General features: G+C 69.7%; 15 protein-coding genes. 8 read left to right on the top strand and 7 right to left on the bottom strand.

All coding sequences use genetic code 11. The features are described from left to right. Positions 1-12 precede the first annotated feature (12 nt). Complete coding sequence (locus AB0E24_RS06785) at positions 13-741, bottom strand: SDR family oxidoreductase (RefSeq protein ID WP_079256070.1); 729 nt, start codon at positions 739-741, stop codon at positions 13-15. Positions 742-979: 238 nt separating this feature from the next. Here AB0E24_RS06785 and AB0E24_RS06790 point away from each other — a divergent pair, with 238 nt between their 5' ends. Beyond that, a complete protein-coding gene (locus tag AB0E24_RS06790) occupies positions 980-2,650 on the top strand; it encodes an NAD-dependent malic enzyme (protein ID WP_069862552.1) in 1,671 nt (556 codons plus the stop codon). Then, entirely contained in the window at positions 2,650-4,122 is a 1,473-nt protein-coding gene (fumC, locus tag AB0E24_RS06795) for a class II fumarate hydratase (RefSeq protein WP_351381604.1), read from the top strand. Before AB0E24_RS06790 ends, fumC begins: the two co-directional genes overlap by 1 nt. A gap of 174 nt (positions 4,123-4,296) precedes the next feature. Here the strand turns inward: fumC and AB0E24_RS06800 are convergent, their stop codons facing one another. Further along, positions 4,297-4,983, bottom strand: a complete 687-nt coding sequence (locus AB0E24_RS06800; RefSeq protein WP_359375157.1) for a TetR/AcrR family transcriptional regulator — start codon at positions 4,981-4,983, stop codon at positions 4,297-4,299. Positions 4,984-5,108: 125 nt separating this feature from the next. Here AB0E24_RS06800 and AB0E24_RS06805 point away from each other — a divergent pair, with 125 nt between their 5' ends. Then, positions 5,109-5,945 carry an SDR family NAD(P)-dependent oxidoreductase gene (locus AB0E24_RS06805; protein WP_359375159.1) on the top strand — a complete coding sequence of 279 codons (837 nt, stop codon included), beginning with the start codon at positions 5,109-5,111 and terminating at the stop codon, positions 5,943-5,945. Between the two features lie 465 nt (positions 5,946-6,410). Here the strand turns inward: AB0E24_RS06805 and AB0E24_RS06810 are convergent, their stop codons facing one another. The 3 genes from AB0E24_RS06810 to nthB are packed head-to-tail and all read right to left on the bottom strand — an operon-like array spanning position 6,411 to position 8,070. Beyond that, a complete protein-coding gene (locus tag AB0E24_RS06810) occupies positions 6,411-6,803 on the bottom strand; it encodes a nitrile hydratase accessory protein (protein WP_206331276.1) in 393 nt (130 codons plus the stop codon). Continuing rightward, positions 6,800-7,402, bottom strand: coding sequence for a nitrile hydratase subunit alpha (gene nthA, locus AB0E24_RS06815; RefSeq protein ID WP_359375162.1), 603 nt, complete (start codon positions 7,400-7,402; stop codon positions 6,800-6,802). The genes AB0E24_RS06810 and nthA overlap by 4 nt, the downstream gene beginning before the upstream one ends. Beyond that, positions 7,399-8,070 carry a nitrile hydratase subunit beta gene (gene nthB, locus AB0E24_RS06820; RefSeq protein WP_359375164.1) on the bottom strand — a complete coding sequence of 224 codons (672 nt, stop codon included), beginning with the start codon at positions 8,068-8,070 and terminating at the stop codon, positions 7,399-7,401. Before nthB ends, nthA begins: the two co-directional genes overlap by 4 nt. A gap of 348 nt (positions 8,071-8,418) precedes the next feature. Here nthB and AB0E24_RS06825 point away from each other — a divergent pair, with 348 nt between their 5' ends. Both AB0E24_RS06825 and AB0E24_RS06830 read left to right on the top strand, forming a co-directional pair. Then, positions 8,419-9,603 carry an ATP-grasp domain-containing protein gene (locus tag AB0E24_RS06825; protein WP_359375166.1) on the top strand — a complete coding sequence of 395 codons (1,185 nt, stop codon included), beginning with the start codon at positions 8,419-8,421 and terminating at the stop codon, positions 9,601-9,603. Positions 9,604-9,623: 20 nt separating this feature from the next. Continuing rightward, positions 9,624-10,481 carry a class I SAM-dependent methyltransferase gene (locus tag AB0E24_RS06830; RefSeq protein ID WP_359375168.1) on the top strand — a complete coding sequence of 286 codons (858 nt, stop codon included), beginning with the start codon at positions 9,624-9,626 and terminating at the stop codon, positions 10,479-10,481. 132 nt (positions 10,482-10,613) lie between these two features. Here the strand turns inward: AB0E24_RS06830 and AB0E24_RS06835 are convergent, their stop codons facing one another. Further along, on the bottom strand, positions 10,614-10,814 hold the full coding sequence (locus AB0E24_RS06835) for a CDGSH iron-sulfur domain-containing protein (RefSeq protein ID WP_370685108.1): 201 nt from the start codon (positions 10,812-10,814) through the stop codon (positions 10,614-10,616). A 7-nt stretch (positions 10,815-10,821) separates the two neighbouring features. Beyond that, positions 10,822-11,475 (bottom strand): HemK2/MTQ2 family protein methyltransferase, encoded by a 654-nt coding sequence (locus AB0E24_RS06840; RefSeq protein ID WP_069862522.1) that lies wholly within the window; start codon positions 11,473-11,475, stop codon positions 10,822-10,824. A gap of 109 nt (positions 11,476-11,584) precedes the next feature. On the opposite strand from AB0E24_RS06840, the gene AB0E24_RS06845 reads away from it, so the two are divergent. From AB0E24_RS06845 to AB0E24_RS06855, 3 genes are all read left to right on the top strand, one after another. Beyond that, entirely contained in the window at positions 11,585-12,565 is a 981-nt protein-coding gene (locus tag AB0E24_RS06845; RefSeq protein ID WP_069862520.1) for a threonine ammonia-lyase, read from the top strand. 126 nt (positions 12,566-12,691) lie between these two features. After that, positions 12,692-13,972: a PP2C family protein-serine/threonine phosphatase gene (locus AB0E24_RS06850; RefSeq protein ID WP_069862518.1), complete on the top strand. Its 1,281-nt coding sequence runs from the start codon at positions 12,692-12,694 to the stop codon at positions 13,970-13,972. Positions 13,973-14,171: 199 nt separating this feature from the next. Beyond that, positions 14,172-15,761, top strand: a complete 1,590-nt coding sequence (locus AB0E24_RS06855) for an FAD-dependent oxidoreductase (protein WP_359375171.1) — start codon at positions 14,172-14,174, stop codon at positions 15,759-15,761. Positions 15,762-15,801: the final 40 nt, after the last annotated feature.

The following is a 15,801-nucleotide window of genomic DNA, read 5'->3' on the forward strand; positions in this document are numbered from 1 at the left end:
GGTGCGGGGGGTTCAGGAGAGCCAGTCGGCGTAGCGGGTGGCGGCGAGGTGGGCGTCCATGTCGGTGAGGACGTCACCCTTGACGGCGGCGAACATACCGGCGGTGGGGTCGATGACGACGGGGCGGTCATCGCCCTTGTGGGACAGGGTGATCCGGCCCAGTTCGTCCAGGGGGAAGATCTCGGGGCCCGCGATATTGCGAATGCCACGCAGCGGGGTGCCCGCGGCGACCTCCGCCACCGCGGCGGCCACATCCTTGGCGGCGATGGGCTGGATCGGCGTGGCGGGCAGCCGGACGGTGTCACTGTCGGCGGTCCAGGACAGGACCGACTCCATGAATTCCATGAACTGCGTCGCCCGGACGATCGAGTAGGGGATCGGCCCGGCGGCGAGGATCTCCTCCTGGAGCGTCTTGGCCCGGTAGTAGTCCAGCTCGGGCACCTGGTCCACGCCGACGATCGAGAGGATCACGAAGTGGCCGACCCCGGCCTTCTGGGCCGCGGCCAGGAGGTTGTCCATCGAGGTCTGGAAGAAGGCCGGGGAGGCTTCGTCGAAGGTCGGGGAGTTCGTCAGATTGACGACGACATCGGCCCCCGCCACCGCCTCGTCCACTCCCTGGCCGCTGATGACGTCGACTCCGGTGGACTGCGAGTGCGGTACCGCCTCATGTCCGGCGGCGTTCAGATTCTTGACGACCTGCGACCCGATCAGCCCGGTACCGCCCATGACCGCGAACTTCATGACACGCCCTTCGTCGAGGTATGTCTGCGACATGACGTAATGCCCCGATACAGGCATTGCATGCACCGCATACCGGAGCAATTCGACCGCCCAAGGTCAACGAGCGGAAGCGGACGCGATGTGCGCACGGTGGGGATAGCGTCGCGGGCTCTCCTGGTCCGGGCTCATCCGGCCCGGACTCTTATGGTCCGGGCTCGCCGGGCGGCACACGCATGAATCCGCACATGGGGAGAGCATCATGGCCAACAGCACCGCACCGACTCCCGCCACTCCAGGCGCCCTGGTGGATCCACTCCTCAACCATGGCGCGGCGTTCACGCAGCCGGAGCGGGACGAGTTGGGCCTGACCGGGCGGCTGCCGTCCCGGGTGCTGACGCTGGAGCAGCAGGCGCAGCGCGCCTATCAGCAGTTGGAGGCTCAGGGCAGCGACTTGGCGAAGAACGTGTATCTGGAGCAACTGCACGACCGCAACGAGACCCTCTACTACAAAATACTCGGCGAGCATCTCGTGGAGCTGTTGCCGATCGTGTACGACCCCACGGTGGGCGAGGCGATCGAGAAGTACTCCCATGAGTACCGCCGCCCCCGGGGCGTCTTCCTCTCGATCGACCAGGCGGACGCCATGGAGAAGGCTTTCGCCACGCTTCAGCTCGGGCCCGAGGACGTGGATCTGATCGTGTGCACCGACGCCGAGCAGATCCTGGGCATCGGGGACTGGGGCGTCGGCGGGATCCAGATCTCGGTCGGCAAACTGGCGGTCTACACCGCGGCGGCCGGTATCGATCCACACCGTGTCATCGCCGTGTCGCTGGATGTGGGAACGGACCGTGAGTCACTGCTGAAGGACCCGCTGTACCTGGGCAACCGGCACCGCCGGGTCCGCGGTGCCGACTACGACGCGTTCATCGAGAAGTATCTGCGGACGGCCTCGTCGATGTTCCCGCGCGCGCTGTTGCACTTCGAGGACTTCGGGCCCAGCAACGCCCGGCGGATCCTGGAGACGTACGGCGGCACCTACCGGATCTTCAACGACGATATGCAGGGCACCGGTGCGATCACCCTGGCCGCGGCCCTGTCGGCGGTCAAGGTCAGCGGTGTGCCGATGCGCGACCAGAAACTCGTGGTCTTCGGCGCGGGCACCGCCGGGGTGGGCATCGCCGACCAGCTCCGCGATGCCATGATCCGCGACGGGGCGAGCCCCCAGCAGGCCACCGCACAGGTCTGGCTGATCGACCGGCAGGGCCTGCTCACCCGTGGCATGCCCGATCTGCGGGACTTCCAGCGGCCCTATCTGCGCGACCCGGCGGAGGTCGCCGGCTGGGCGGGCGACGGCGGCGCGATCTCGCTGCTGGAGACGGTGCGCCAGGTCGAGCCGACGATCCTGCTGGGCACCTCCACCGTGCACGGGGCGTTCACCCGCCAGGTGATCGAGGCCATGGCCGCGGGCACCGAGCGCCCGATCGTCTTCCCGCTCTCCAACCCGAACTCGCGCATCGAGGCCATGCCCGCCGACATCATCGCCTGGTCGAAGGGCAAGGCCCTGATAGCGACCGGCATCCCCGTCCCGCCCGTGGAGTACGACGGGGTGACGTACCGGATCGCACAGGCCAACAACGCGCTGCTGTACCCCGGGCTGGGCCTGGGCACGATCGTCTCCGGAGCGTCGACGGTGACCGCGGCCATGCTGCTCGCGGCAGCTCAAGCGGTGGCCGACCAGGTCGATCTCACACAACCGGGCGCTTCCCTGCTGCCGCCGGTGGCGAGCCTGCGGGAGTCCTCGGAGGTCACCGCGGCCGCCGTGGTCAAGGCGGCGGTCGGCGAGGGGGTCGCCACCAGCACGTCGGCCGATCCCGCCCAGGCCGTCCACCAGGCCATGTGGGAGCCGGTCTACGTCGGCGGAGCGGCGTGATGACCGCGCGGCAGCCCGCCTCTGGCGGGGGCGACGGCGCCCCGGAGATCCTCGACCTGCCCATCGGCCTGCACACGACCGGCACCCGCCGGGAGACCGACTCGATGGGCGCCATCGACGTCCCGGCGGACCGGTACTGGGGTGCGCAGACACAGCGGTCCCTGATCCACTTCTCCATCGGGGACGACCGGATGCCCAAGGCCGTCTACCACGCCTACGGGCACGTCAAGAAGGCCGCCGCGATCGTCAACGGGCGGGCCGGGCGGCTGCCGGCCTGGAAGGCGGAGCTGATCGGAAAGGTGGCCGACGAGGTCATCGCGGGCAAGCTGGACGATCACTTCCCGCTGTACGTATGGCAGACCGGGTCCGGGACGCAGTCCAACATGAACACCAACGAGGTGATCAGCAACCGCGCGATCCAGCTGGTCGGCGGCGAGTTGGGCAGCAAGACACCCATCCACCCCAACGACCACGTCAATATGGGGCAGTCCTCGAACGACACCTTCCCCACCGCCATGCACATCGCCGCGGTCCAGACGGTCCACGAACGTCTGCTGCCCAGCGTGCGGGCGCTTCGGCGGGCGATCGAGGCCAAGGTGGACCAGTGGCACGACGTGGTGAAGATCGGCCGCACCCATCTGGAGGACGCGGTCCCGCTCACGGTCGGACAGCAGTGGTCCGGCTACGCCCACCAACTGGCCCAGGGAGCCGGCCGGGTGGCCCGGTGCGCGGAAGGGCTGCATGAGCTCGCCGCGGGCGGTACGGCGGTCGGCACGGGGCTGAACGCGCCACCGGAGTACGGCGAGCGGATCGCCGCCGAGATCGCCGCGGCGACCGGCTATCCGTTCACCACCGCCGACAACAAGTTCGCGGCCCAAGGCGGTCTGGACGCCATGGTCGACGCCTCGGCCGGGCTGCGGGCCCTCGCCGTGCCGCTGATGAAGATCGCCAATGACATCCGGTGGCTGGCCTCGGGGCCCCGCTGCGGCCTGGGCGAACTGGACCTCCCGGCGAACGAGCCGGGATCCTCGATCATGCCGGGCAAGGTCAACCCGACCCAGTGCGAGGCCATGGTCATGGTCTGCATCCAGGTGCTGTCCGAGGACCAGGCCATCGCCTTCGCCGGTTCACAGGGCAATTTCGAGCTCAACGCCATGCGCCCGGTCATCATCAACAACTTCCTGCACGCGGCCACCATCCTGGCCGACGCCTGCGACAAGCTGCGCGAGTACTGCATCGAGGGCGCCGAGCTCAACCGCGACCAGATCGACGATTACGTCAACCGGTCCCTGATGCTGGTCACCGCGCTCTCCCCGGCCATCGGCTACGACAGAGCCTCGACCATCGCGCACAAGGCCGACGAGGAGGGCACCACGCTGCGCGAGGCCGCGCTGGCCTCGGGTTTTGTCAGCGCGGAGGATTTCGACCGCATCGCCGACCCCGCCGCCATGGCACGAAGCTCCTCCTCCTGATCCAAGCCGTCGCCCCCCCTGATCCCGGCCGCCGACGAAGGCCGTTACGACGGCCGTCACGACGGCCTCACAACGCCCGGACCGCCTCGCTCGTGCGGGCCGTCGAGTTCCGGTTGTAGATATATGCGACTGTGTTGCTCGGAAGGTGCGATTCCGGACCTATGTCGTGCCACACTATGAGTGGCCCTCACCGCATCCCCCGTCGGTGAGGGCCACTTCATGTCCGGATGTCCGGCCAGCGCTGGGCAGTGAAGTCTGGCACCGCTGGGCGCGGAGCCCGTCGAGAATGATCGCCAGATAGCGTCGCCACAGCTCGGAGGGGCGTTCGCCCGGCAGAGCCATGACGGCGTCGATCATTGCGGCGATCGGCGCGATATCGGTCTCGGTGACCCCGTCCCGCAATGCGCCTTGGGCGCGGGCCCGTGCCACCAGAGCCTCACAGTGGGATGCGACCTGCCGCCGCGCCCGAGCGAGGCCGGTGCCCTCGACCGCGCCATGGCGCATCAACTCGCGCAGCCCACGGTTGTGCGCGGCCAGCCCCAGGGCTCTCTCGAGGAAGCCGGCAAGCGCCGCGAAGCCGTCGTCCTCGGCCAGCGCCTTTCGCGCCATCGCCGCGATCTCGTCCAGCTCTTCGGTGAAGACGGCCTCGGCGAGCGCCCGCTTGTCGGGGAATTTCCGGTAGACGGTGCCGACTCCGAGCCCGGCATGGTGCGCGACATCGTTGAGTGTGGCCTGAAGTCCGCGTGCGGCGAAGACCTCGCGCCCGGCCCGGAGGATGCGCTGACGATTGAGTTCGGCATCCCGCCTCAGCGGACGCGCCCCCGCCGCGGCAGGTTCCCCGCCGCCCCTCTGTCCGCCCATGGACTGCCCTTCCGATGACACGACCGATCCATAACCGGATACAGCATATCCGTTTCATGCTACGGTCCTGTCCCCGAAGAAGCGGATACCAGATATCCGGATCATGGTTCTGGAAAGGGCCAGGGATGCAGACTGTGGTCATCACCGGAGGAACCGACGGGCTCGGAAAAGGGCTCGCACTGCACTACCTGCACCGAGGAGCGCGTGTGCTCGCCGTGGGCAGCACACCCGCCAAGGGCGAGGCACTTCTGGCCCAGGCGGCGACCATCTCGGCCGCCGGCCGCGCGGTCTTCCTGCAAGCCGATCTGACGTCGGTCGCGGCGACCAGGGACCTGGTCGCCACGGTGGAGAGCGCCTGCTCCTCGGTGGACAAACTCATCCTGTGCGCCCAGCGATACCGGCTCTTCGGCTCCCGTACCGTCACCCGCGAGGGGTTCGAGCACAGCTTCGCCCTCGCGTACTTGAGCCGCTACGTCCTCGGCCACGGCCTGCGCACGGCACTGGAATCCGCGCCACAGCCGGTCATCATGAACGTGGCGACCCCCGGTGTCCCGTTGGGCCGGATCCACTGGGACGATCCCCAACTGGCGCGCCGCTACAGCGGCTTCAAGGCCACGTTGCAGTCCTTCCGCGCCAACGACCTGCTCGGCGTGGCCTTCGCCGCACTGCACGCCGACACCCCGATCCGCTACGTCGGCTACAACCCGGGCATGGTGTCGACCGGCATGCCCGACCACCTCCCACAACCGCTCCGCACCCTCACCAAGGCATCCTTCACCCTGCTCGCCACTTCCGTGCCCAAGGCCGTCACACCGATGGCCCGCCTCCTGGACGAACCGCCGGGCGACCGCTTCAGCGCCTACCGCACCACACGCCGACTGCCCTTGAAAGGCCCGGCATTCGACCAGGCCGACGCACTGCGCCTGCACCACCTCACCCACGACCTGATCAACGCGGTGTGAGGATACGGACCAGCAAAAGCGCCTTGGAATCGCGGCCGTACACACTCCGCGCCCGCACGGTTCAAGGGGTCAGTTGGGTTTGGGCCGCCGCCGTGGGGACGAGGTCGCCCCAGCCCACGGTGGCGGCCCTGTCGGGCTACTCCCTGGGGGCTGATCGGGGAGCTCGCCGAAGCGGGCGCGGTGCGGGAGAAGGCGGTGGAGATCGCCGCGGAGCTGGCGGCGCAGCCGCCGTTCGCCGTGTCGGTCGCCAAGCAGGTGATCACGGCGGCCACCGACGCTCCGCGCGAGGCGGCCCTGCTGCTGGAGCAGCTCGCCGAGGACGCGCATCTCGCCACCATCGCCACCGGCATGATCGGTGTGGCGCTCGGCGGCAATCTGATCCTGTCGCCTACGCCGGTCTCGACCCGGACTCCGCCGGACACCGGGCGGAGTCCGGACACCATGCCTGACCGGGGGCGTCCGGGGTCAGTGCACGGGTCGGTGCTCGTGGTCGTGGCCGTGGTCATGGCCGTGGTCATGGCCGTCCCGGTGGTCGTGGCCCGGGGAACGTCGCGCCAAGGCATGGGTGCGTGCGCTGACTTCATCGGTGGACACGGCGCGCAGACCGACGAGCACGTCCTCCAGGGCGGCCAGCCAGAGCGCGTAGTAGCGATAGGGCTCGTCGGGTGGCGGAGCGCTCTCCCAGGCCGCGATCCGGGCGATCAGCGCGGCCTGGAACCGCGGCCAGGTGAACGCCCCCGCCTCGTAGAGGCCGACGGCCATGCCGAAGGCGCGGCTCTCCCAGGGCTCGGCGAACACCAACTCGCCGTTGGAGCGCGGTGGTGCGACGGGGCCCGCCACGTCCAGCGGCGCGGTCACGGCGCCACCACCTTGGCCACGCCGACCATCGCGTCCCGGGTCACCAGTGGCACCAGCCGCTCTTCGGTCAGGTGCTGGGTGCCGGCCGGACGTTCGGGCAGCACCAGCCAGCGCACCTCGCTGGTGGAGTCGTGGACGGTGATCTCCACGTCGTCGTCGAGTTCGAGTCCCATCTCGGACAGCACCGTGCGGGGCTCCTTCACCACACGTGCGCGGTAGGCGGGGTCCTTGTACCAGCTCGGTGGCAGCCCGAGCACCGGCCACGGGTAGCACGAGCACAGGGTGCACACCACCACATGGTGAGTGGTCGCGGTGTTCTCCACGACGACGATGTGCTCGCCCTGCGGCCCCGAGAAGCCGAGTTCCTTGATGGCCGCCGTGCCATCGTCGAGCAGCCGCCGCCGGTACTCCGGGTCGGTCCAGGCCCTGGCGACGACCTTGGCCCCGTTGAGCGGGCCCACGTTCGTCTCGTAGGTGGTGATGATCTTATCCAGCGCCTTCGGGTCGATCAGGCCGCGTTCGGTGAGCAGTTGCTCGAGCGCCTCGGTGCGCAGGGCCACGGGAAGGGTCTCCTCGGGGCCGCCATCGGTGATGGTCATGGGGTGGGCTCCAGGTAGCTCTCGAACAGCTCAACGGTGAGCGCGAAGGGTTCGGCGTCGGCGCCCCACAGCTCGCGCGAGGCGAATCGCACGGAGTAGACGTGTTGCGGGTTCTCGCCCTGGAAGTGGGCGTTGGTGTCCGGCAGCACGGAAGCGGGCCGCACGGCCTCCACAATTCCGATGTGTCCCCGTACGTAGCCCGGCAGCCGGGTGTGCCCGGGCACCGACATGGCCCTGGCCCGTACGCGACGGCCGACGGCGAAGGCCGGCGCGGTGTCCACGGAACGCAGCGATCCCTCGGCGGTAGGCGTGTAGTCGGGTACCGCGGGCTCGGGGATCGGCGGCTCCGCCACGTGTTCGCCCCGCAGATTGCGGGCGCGGGCGTCGACCGCCCCGGGCGCCAGGATGGCGCTGTCGGTGAGCATCAGCTCCCCGCCGTTGAGCCAGCGCCCGAAGTAGCCGTCGTCCAGGTAGGCCGCCCGGTCCAGACGCTCCAGCGCGTGCCGGAAGGCATCCGTATTGGCTCCGCCGCACGCGACGCGGCCGGAGAGAATCGCCAGCGCGAAGGCACGTCCCTGCCAGGGCTCGTCGAAGACCGGCTCATCATGTCTCGGTGGATGAACGGCGCCCCATCCCGGGGTGCCGCCCATATCGGCAATGCCCTCCATGACACCACTCCACAAATAACCGCATAGCGGACTGATTGCCACGAATCGTATACGCCGGGCGTCACCCTTGCCGCGATGACGTCGCGGCGCGTATGCCGGGCCAGTGGGCCACGCGACCGATCGCCGCCACCGATCGGGCACACGGCGCCCCGGGCGCGGCCATTCACCGAGGAGCGAAAAAGGGACGGGCAATCCATGCCGCTGACATCGCAAAGATTTTGCCGTGACCCACATCACAGGCAACAACTCTCTATTCCTGTGGAAGGATGCCACCGTATTGGCGTCGGGCGGCGGTATGACACATTACCGCTTCAAGGTTTTGGCCGACCGCAATCGGGGGATAAAAGAATGCCAACGATGATCGTCATCGGATACCGGGACGGGCTGGACGAGGCGCTGGAGCGCCGGGGCCTGGAGCCCTTCTATATCGTGCAGCCGCCGGTGCGCACGCCGAAGGGCCGGGGCTTCAGGTGTGTCACGGACATGGAGAACGCCCAGGAAATCCTGCGGGCGGTGCTGTCCGCGCGTCTCGACGATATAGCGGGAGTGCTGACCGTTCATGAAATGGGCGTATTCGGGGCCGCCTATCTGCGGCAGCAGCTGAACCTTCCCGGCAATACGGATTCAAAGACCACTCTCCACTTCCGGGACAAGTGTCTACAGAAGAGCAAGTTGCCGCCTCATATCAAGCGAGCGCGCTGCCGATACGTACCCAGGGGTACGTCGTTCACGGATCTCGCCGACGAGCTGGGGGATGTCTTCGTGGTCAAGCCGGCCACCGGAGCCGGCGCTCTCCGTACGAACATCATCCGGTCTCCGGAAGACTATGGACGAGCCTTGAAGCTGTTCACAGGGCTGTCGGATGTCGAGATCGTCGCCGAGTCCTTCATAGACGCCTCGGAAGTCTATATGGACGGCATCTGGCAGAGCGGCGAGCTGCAATGGTCGTCCATGAGCCGCAACCATATTTCACCGCTGAGTGCCGTACAGGGCGGCGTTCTGGCCGCCCATATATTGGACAGAAGGCGGTATGAAGCACTGTTCCAGCAGGCGGAGACGCTCGCCGGACAGGCACTCGCAAGCCTTGACGCCCCTGATTGCGTATTCCATCTGGAAGCGTTCACGGAAGACACGGGACTCACCTTCGGCGAGTGCGCCATCCGTCTCCCGGGCGCCCTCTCCCCTCAGGTCAACAGGCTGACATTCGGCGTCGATCTCTTTGACGTCGAAATCAGCCTGGCGCTCGGGGAAGAGGTGCCCCGGACGCTGAACGGCGGCGCCCCCGAACGCTTCTACGGGTACATCCTTCTACGCCGTCCGAAAGTCGGCAATGTGACCCAGGAGGACTTCGAGCGCAACTTCCGTTTCGATGAGATCCAATATGCTTCGTCGCCCGATGCGCCGGTCGGTCCGTACGGCCGCGTGGGGCAGGCGATCGTATCCGACCCTGATGAGCCGAAGCTCCAGCGGACGATCGAGGAAATCGTACGGTTCAATGAAGCCGGTGGCGGATGCGGCCCCGTGAAGAATTGACCGCGACGAGAGGGACCAGCATGGCGGACGAGCAGACCAGCACACCGGACAGCACCGCGGTGCGAGTCGCCCTCTGGCGGGCGATGCACGTCCAGGTCGACCCGCCGCCACATGTGCTCCAGGACGAGATCGGACTGCGGCTGGCGGCGCCCGACGACGACTGGCGCGGCCGCCCCGACATGGACCCGGACACCACCCGTGGGTTCCGGGCGGCCGTCGTGGCCCGTGCCCGCTTCATCGAGGACCTGGTCGCCGAGCAGGCCGACCGCGGCGTCACCCAGTACGTCATCCTGGGGGCCGGTATGGACACCTTCGCCCAGCGCAGGCCGGAGATCGCCTCCCGGCTGCGGATCTTCGAGGTCGACCAGCCCGGCCCCCAGGCATGGAAGCGCCACCGCCTGGTCGAACTCGGCTACGGCATCCCCGAGTGGCTGCACCTGGTGCCGGTCGACTTCGAGGCGAGCGAGTCCTGGCTGGAGCGGCTGACCGCCGCCGGATTCGACCCCGCCCAACCGGCGGTCATCGTCTCCACCGGGGTCACCATGTACCTCACCGAGGACGCCACCGCGGCCACCCTGCGCCAGATCGCGGGGCTCGCGCCCGGCTCGACGCTCGCCATGACCTTCCTGCTGCCGGCCGAACTCCTCGACGACGCCGATCGTCCCGGGCTCCGGAAGAGCAAGGAAGGCGCGCAAGCGGCCGGAACACCGTTCATCAGCTTCTACGCCCCGCAGGACATGCTGGCGCTGGCCCGCGAAGCGGGCTTCAAGGACGTCCGGCATGTGTCCGGCGCTTCGCACGCCGAGCGCTACTTCGCCGGTCGCGCCGATGGCCTCCGTCCGTCGAGCGGGGAAGACCTGTTGCTGGCCACCACCTGACCCGTCGCGCCGAGGCCGAGCGTGCCTCGGCCGACCCGGGTCCCGGGCCTCGCGTACCGGGTCCCGATAGGCCGTACCGCCGTTCTGCTACGTCGTCGTACCGCCGTTCTGCTACGCCATGCCGCGCTTCTTCTACGCCGCGCCCGATCCGCGCCGTGACCTCGGTGGTACGCGGCGGTGGCTGGTGTCGCACCACGGGTAGCGGGCGCTGCGGCCGCACTGGCACACGGCCACCATGAAGCGGTCGGAGCGGACCACGCCGCCATCGGGGAGGGTGATCTCGACCGGTCCCTCGATCAGCATCGGGCCGTCGGTCCCCAGCCGCACCCTCACCGCGCGATCATGTTCGTCGTTCGGCACGGATCACCACCAGCTCTTCCTCCGTCTCGCCCGGGGCGATCAGCCCATGGGACTCCAGCCAGGGCGTCTGCTCGCGCAGCACCGGCCCGAAGGGGATCGTGCGGCGGTCGGTCACCGCCGCCCGCAGCCCGGCCCCCGTCAACTGCTCCACCGTACGATCCGCGCCGCACAGCCCCGAATGGACCAGGAGCAGCGCACCGCCGGGGCGCAGCAGCGGTGGCGCGTCGCGGCAGATCCGATCGAGCAGCGCCCGCCCGTCGGCACCGGCCTGCCAGGCCACACCGCGGCCCCGCCGGAGCCGTCGCTCCGCCATCGGCACATAGGGCGGGTTGGTGACGATGAGATCGAACCTGCGGTCCGCGACCGGTGTCAGCAGATCGCCCTGGAGAACACGCACCGTGAGCCCTTTGAGACGGGCCCGCAGCCAGGTGGCGCTCACGGCGAGCGGTGAGACATCGACGGCGGTCACCTGGGCCGCACCGCGCCCAGCCGCGACGAGGGCCAGGGCCCCGCTGCCCGTCCCCACGTCGAGAACCGCCGTATCGGCCCCGATGTTCTCCCGCAGCAGGGCGCCGGCCAGCAGCCATGTGTCGTCCTGCGGCGCGTACACACCCGGAGGGGTCTTGAACACCATCAGTGGCGAGTACCCGCGAGGGGCCGTTGTGCGCGTGTGCGATGTGGTGCGAGCACTGGATGTGGTCCGAGGAACGTCAGAGGCACCTTCGGCGCTACAGTGCTGTGTCATGCGGGAGACGCGCCTCGACACTGCTCGGATCCGGGCGGCTCGCCGCGTGATCGACCCGGTTTTTCTCGACACTCCGCTGTACCGCTGCGAGGCGCTGGAGCCCGCCCTCGGGTGCACGGTGAGCATCAAGCTCGAAACGGCGAACCCGGTCCGCAGCTTCAAGGCCCGCGGCACCGAGGTGGTCGCGAGCCTCCTCGCCGACAGTGGCTCGCGAGCCGTGGTCTGCGCCAGTGCGGGCAACCTCGGCCAAGCCCTCGCCTGGTCCGGTCGCGGCCGGGGGCTCGACGTCACCGTCGTGGCGTCCCGCTTCGCGACCGCGGCCAAGCTCGATCGCATCCGCGCACTGGACGCCAGGCTGGAACTGGTCGACGGCGACCACGAGATGGCTCGCGAGCGGGCGGCGGCCATCGCGCGGTACGACGGCATCCGGCTTCTCGAGGACAGCCTGGACATCGAGACCTGCGAGGGCGCGGCGACCATCGGCCTGGAACTGGTGGACACCACGCCGTCGTTCGACACCGTCCTGATCGCCCTCGGCGGCGGAGCGCTGGCCACCGGTGTGGGTCATGTGGTGAAGGCGTGGGCGCCCGAAGTCGAGGTGATCTGCGTCCAGCCGCTGGGCGCCCCGGCGATGACACGCTCGTGGCACCAACGGCGCGTCGTCACCACCGACTCGACCAACACCATCGCTGACGGCGTGGCCGGCCGGCGTCCCATCCCGGCCGTCCTGGACGACCTTCTCCTGGTCGCTGACGACGCCGTCCTGGTCCAGGAGTCGTCGATCACGGCCGGTATGCGGATGCTCCTCGACCATGCCGGTCTCATCGTCGAACCGTCGGCCGCGCTGGGCATCGCGGCGCTCCTCGAAGACCCTGACCGCTTCGCCGGCCGGCACATCGTCACCATCGTGTGCGGCAGCAACGTCGACGTAGACGCCTATCACCGCTGGGTCGGTGCGGCGCCCGCCCGCAAATCTTGACAAGGTTCGCCGCCGCGCCCGCGGGCGCCTTCCATGATGTGCGCGGATCCGCACGAATCATCACGGCGGCCATGGGCACCCGGCGGTGCTGGGGCCTTCACGGCCGGGACACGGCAAGATGAAAGGGTGAAGGAGCGCAAAGCCGACACGACGCGGATGGAGCGGCTGGCTCTGCTGACAGAGGCGTGGGCCGCGCTGGCCAGCACGCTGGACCTGTCCGAGGGGTTGCGGCGGGTGTGCCGGATCCTGACCAGGCGGCTGGGCGACTGGTGCGTGGTGGACCTGCTCCGCGAGCCGGGCCGTCTGGACCGTGTGAGCGTCGTGCACCGTACCCCCGAGGTGCTGCCTCCGGGAAGATACGAAGGCCGGCTCCCGCCGGTGCCGGAGGACGCCGTGGGCCCGCTGCCACGGGTGCTGCGGGGCGCCGGGCCGCTGCTGCTCACCGACATTCCCCCGCCGAGCCAGGCCGTGAACCCGCTCCACGCCCGCCAGCTGGAGCTTTTCCATCAATTGGAGGCGCGTAGCGCGATCGTCTCCCCGTTGCGGGCCCGCCGGGAGGTTCTCGGCGCCCTGACCGTCTCCCGCACCGATCCGTGCCATCCGTTCACGGAAGAAGACGTCCCCCTGGTCGAAGACCTGGTCCGTGGCCTGGCGATCCAGGTGGACAACGCACGGCTCCATCAGGAGACCCAGCACATCGCCGAACGTTTCCAGCGCGCCCTGCTGCCCGCGCTCCCGGAGATCGGCCACCTCCAGATGGCCGCCCGCTACGCTCCCTCGCGCACCACCGCACAGGTCGGGGGCGACTGGTACGACTGCTTCGTCCTCCCCAAGGGCGACACCGTGCTGGTGATCGGCGACGTCACCGGCCATGACCTGCAAGCGGCCGTCGCGATGAGCGCCCTGCGCCATATGCTGCGCGGTATCGCCGTCGACCGTCAGGAGCCCCCGGGTGACGTTCTGCGCCGACTGGACATGGCCAATCACACGCTGTACCAGAACGCCACAGCCACCTGCATCTACGCCCTGATCAAGGGGGAGGAGCAAGGCCCCTGGTGGTTGGAGCACGCTTCGGCCGGACACCTGCCGCCCCTGCTGACCACCCGCGAGGGCGACACCCGATATCTCGAAGGCGGCGGAGGGGGGCTGCTGCTCGGCATGAATCCCGAGTTGCCGCGTCCGACCGGCCGCGATCCGCTACCGGCCCACTCCACCCTGTTGCTGTTCACCGACGGCTTGATCGAGCGCCATGGAGAATCCCTCTCCCACGGCCAGACCCGGCTCCGCCAGCACACCGCGGCGCTGGCCCGCGCGCCCCTCGACGTCTTCTGCGACGAACTGGTCGGCGGGCTGGTCACCGACGGCACCGATGACATCGCCCTCCTCGCCCTGCGCCCCACCCCTTAGCCCTGCCCCGCTGCGAGCGGCAGGCCGGTGCCGCCCCGGCGCTCGTAGCGGGACAGGGCGGACCCGGTCGGCCGGTGGTGGAAACCGGTGACTCGACGGCCGCCACGCCGCCTCCCGCCCTTCAGCGCGGTAGCCGATCGGTATCGGGGCACCCGGGAGGGGATCGCGGCCGGGAAGCGGATCGGGAGAGGAGCCGACGATGACGAGTCTTCCCACCGGGTACGCGCCCTCGTCGTACTGGATGTCATCAGCGCCGGGAGCCTCCTACCCGGCCCTGGAGCCGGGCTGGGAGGGCACCGCTCCCGATGTCGAGGTCGCCGTGGTGGGCGGGGGCATCGCGGGCATCTGCACGGCTTGGGAGCTGGCGCGCGCCGGACGCCGGGTGGCGCTGGTGGAGGCGGACCGGCTGGCCGCCGGGGCCACCGGCCACACCACGGCCAAGCTCTCGGCCCTCCAGGGGCTCGCGTACCAGGACATCCGGGCGGCGCGGGGTGAGGAGGCGGCCCGGCGCTACGCCCGCTCGCAGACCGATGCCATCGACCGGGTAAGGGAGGTGACCGCCGAGCTGGGGATCGACTGCGATCTGGAGGAGGCGCCCGCCGCCACCTACGCCGAGGGCGAGGAGGCCCTGGCGAAGGTGCGGGCCGAGGCGGGGGCCGCCGCGGAGGCTGGGCTGGACGCCACGTTCACCACCGCCACCGATCTGCCCTTCCCCGTCGCGGGGGCGGTCGAGGTGGCGGGCCAGGCGCAGTTCCACCCCCGGAAGTACCTGCTGGCGCTGGTGGCGGACCTGATCGCGCGGGGAGGTCTGGTCTTCGAGCGCTCGCGGGTGGTGAGTCTCGCCGAAGGCCATCCGTGTCGTCTCACCACCGACCGCGGAGCGCGGGTGCGCGCCCGGGACGTGGTGGTCGCCACGGCCTACCCGGTCTTCGACCGGGCCCTGCTCTTCCCCCGGCTGGAAGTGCGGCGTGAGCTGGTCGTCGCCGCGGTGCTCCGCTCCGACCGCGCCCCGCGCGGTATGTACCTCACGCCCGAGGACGGCACCCGCTCGGTGCGCACCGCGCCGTATGGGCAGGGGCAGCGGTTGCTCATCGTCACCGGGGAGAAGTTCACCCCCGGCGGCGGTGATGTCGAGCGGCGCTATGAGCGGCTGATGGACTGGACGCGGGACCGCTTCCCCGACGCCGAACCCGCCTTCCGCTGGGCGGCGCAGGACAACTGGACCACCGACCACGTGCCCTATGTGGGCCCACTGCACCCCGCCTCCCGCCACGCCTTCGTGGCCACGGGGTTCGCCGGGTGGGGCATGACCGGTGGCGTACTCGCTGGCAGGCTGCTGGCCGCGCGACTCACGGGACGGCCCCTGCCCTGGGAGAGCCTGTACGATCCGCGACGGCTGAATCCGGTGCGCGAGGCGCCCGCGCTGCTGCGCGTCCAGGCCACGGCCGCGCGCCACTTCATCGGCGACCGGCTGTCCGGCGACGGCGCCGACGCGGAACGGGACATCCCGCCCGGCGACGGGGCGGTCGTCCGCCTCGGTGGCCGGCAGCGGGCCGTCCACCGTGACGAGAAGGGCCGGTTGCGTTCGCTGTCCGCCCGCTGCACCCATCTGGGCTGCCTGGTGCGGTTCAACGACGCCGAGCGGACCTGGGAATGCCCCTGCCACGGCTCACGGTTCGCCGTCGACGGCAGTGTCCTCCAGGGGCCGGCGGTACGCCCGCTGAAGCGGATCGAGGACCACGAACACCCGGCGCGCGAGACCGAGCACGGCGGAGAAGCCACGGAGTGACCCGCGAAGACATCGCTGGGCCGCATCGCGCGATGCGTCC

Origin of the sequence: Streptomyces malaysiensis subsp. malaysiensis (assembly GCF_040653035.1) — a bacterium.
Taxonomy (GTDB): domain Bacteria; phylum Actinomycetota; class Actinomycetes; order Streptomycetales; family Streptomycetaceae; genus Streptomyces; species Streptomyces malaysiensis.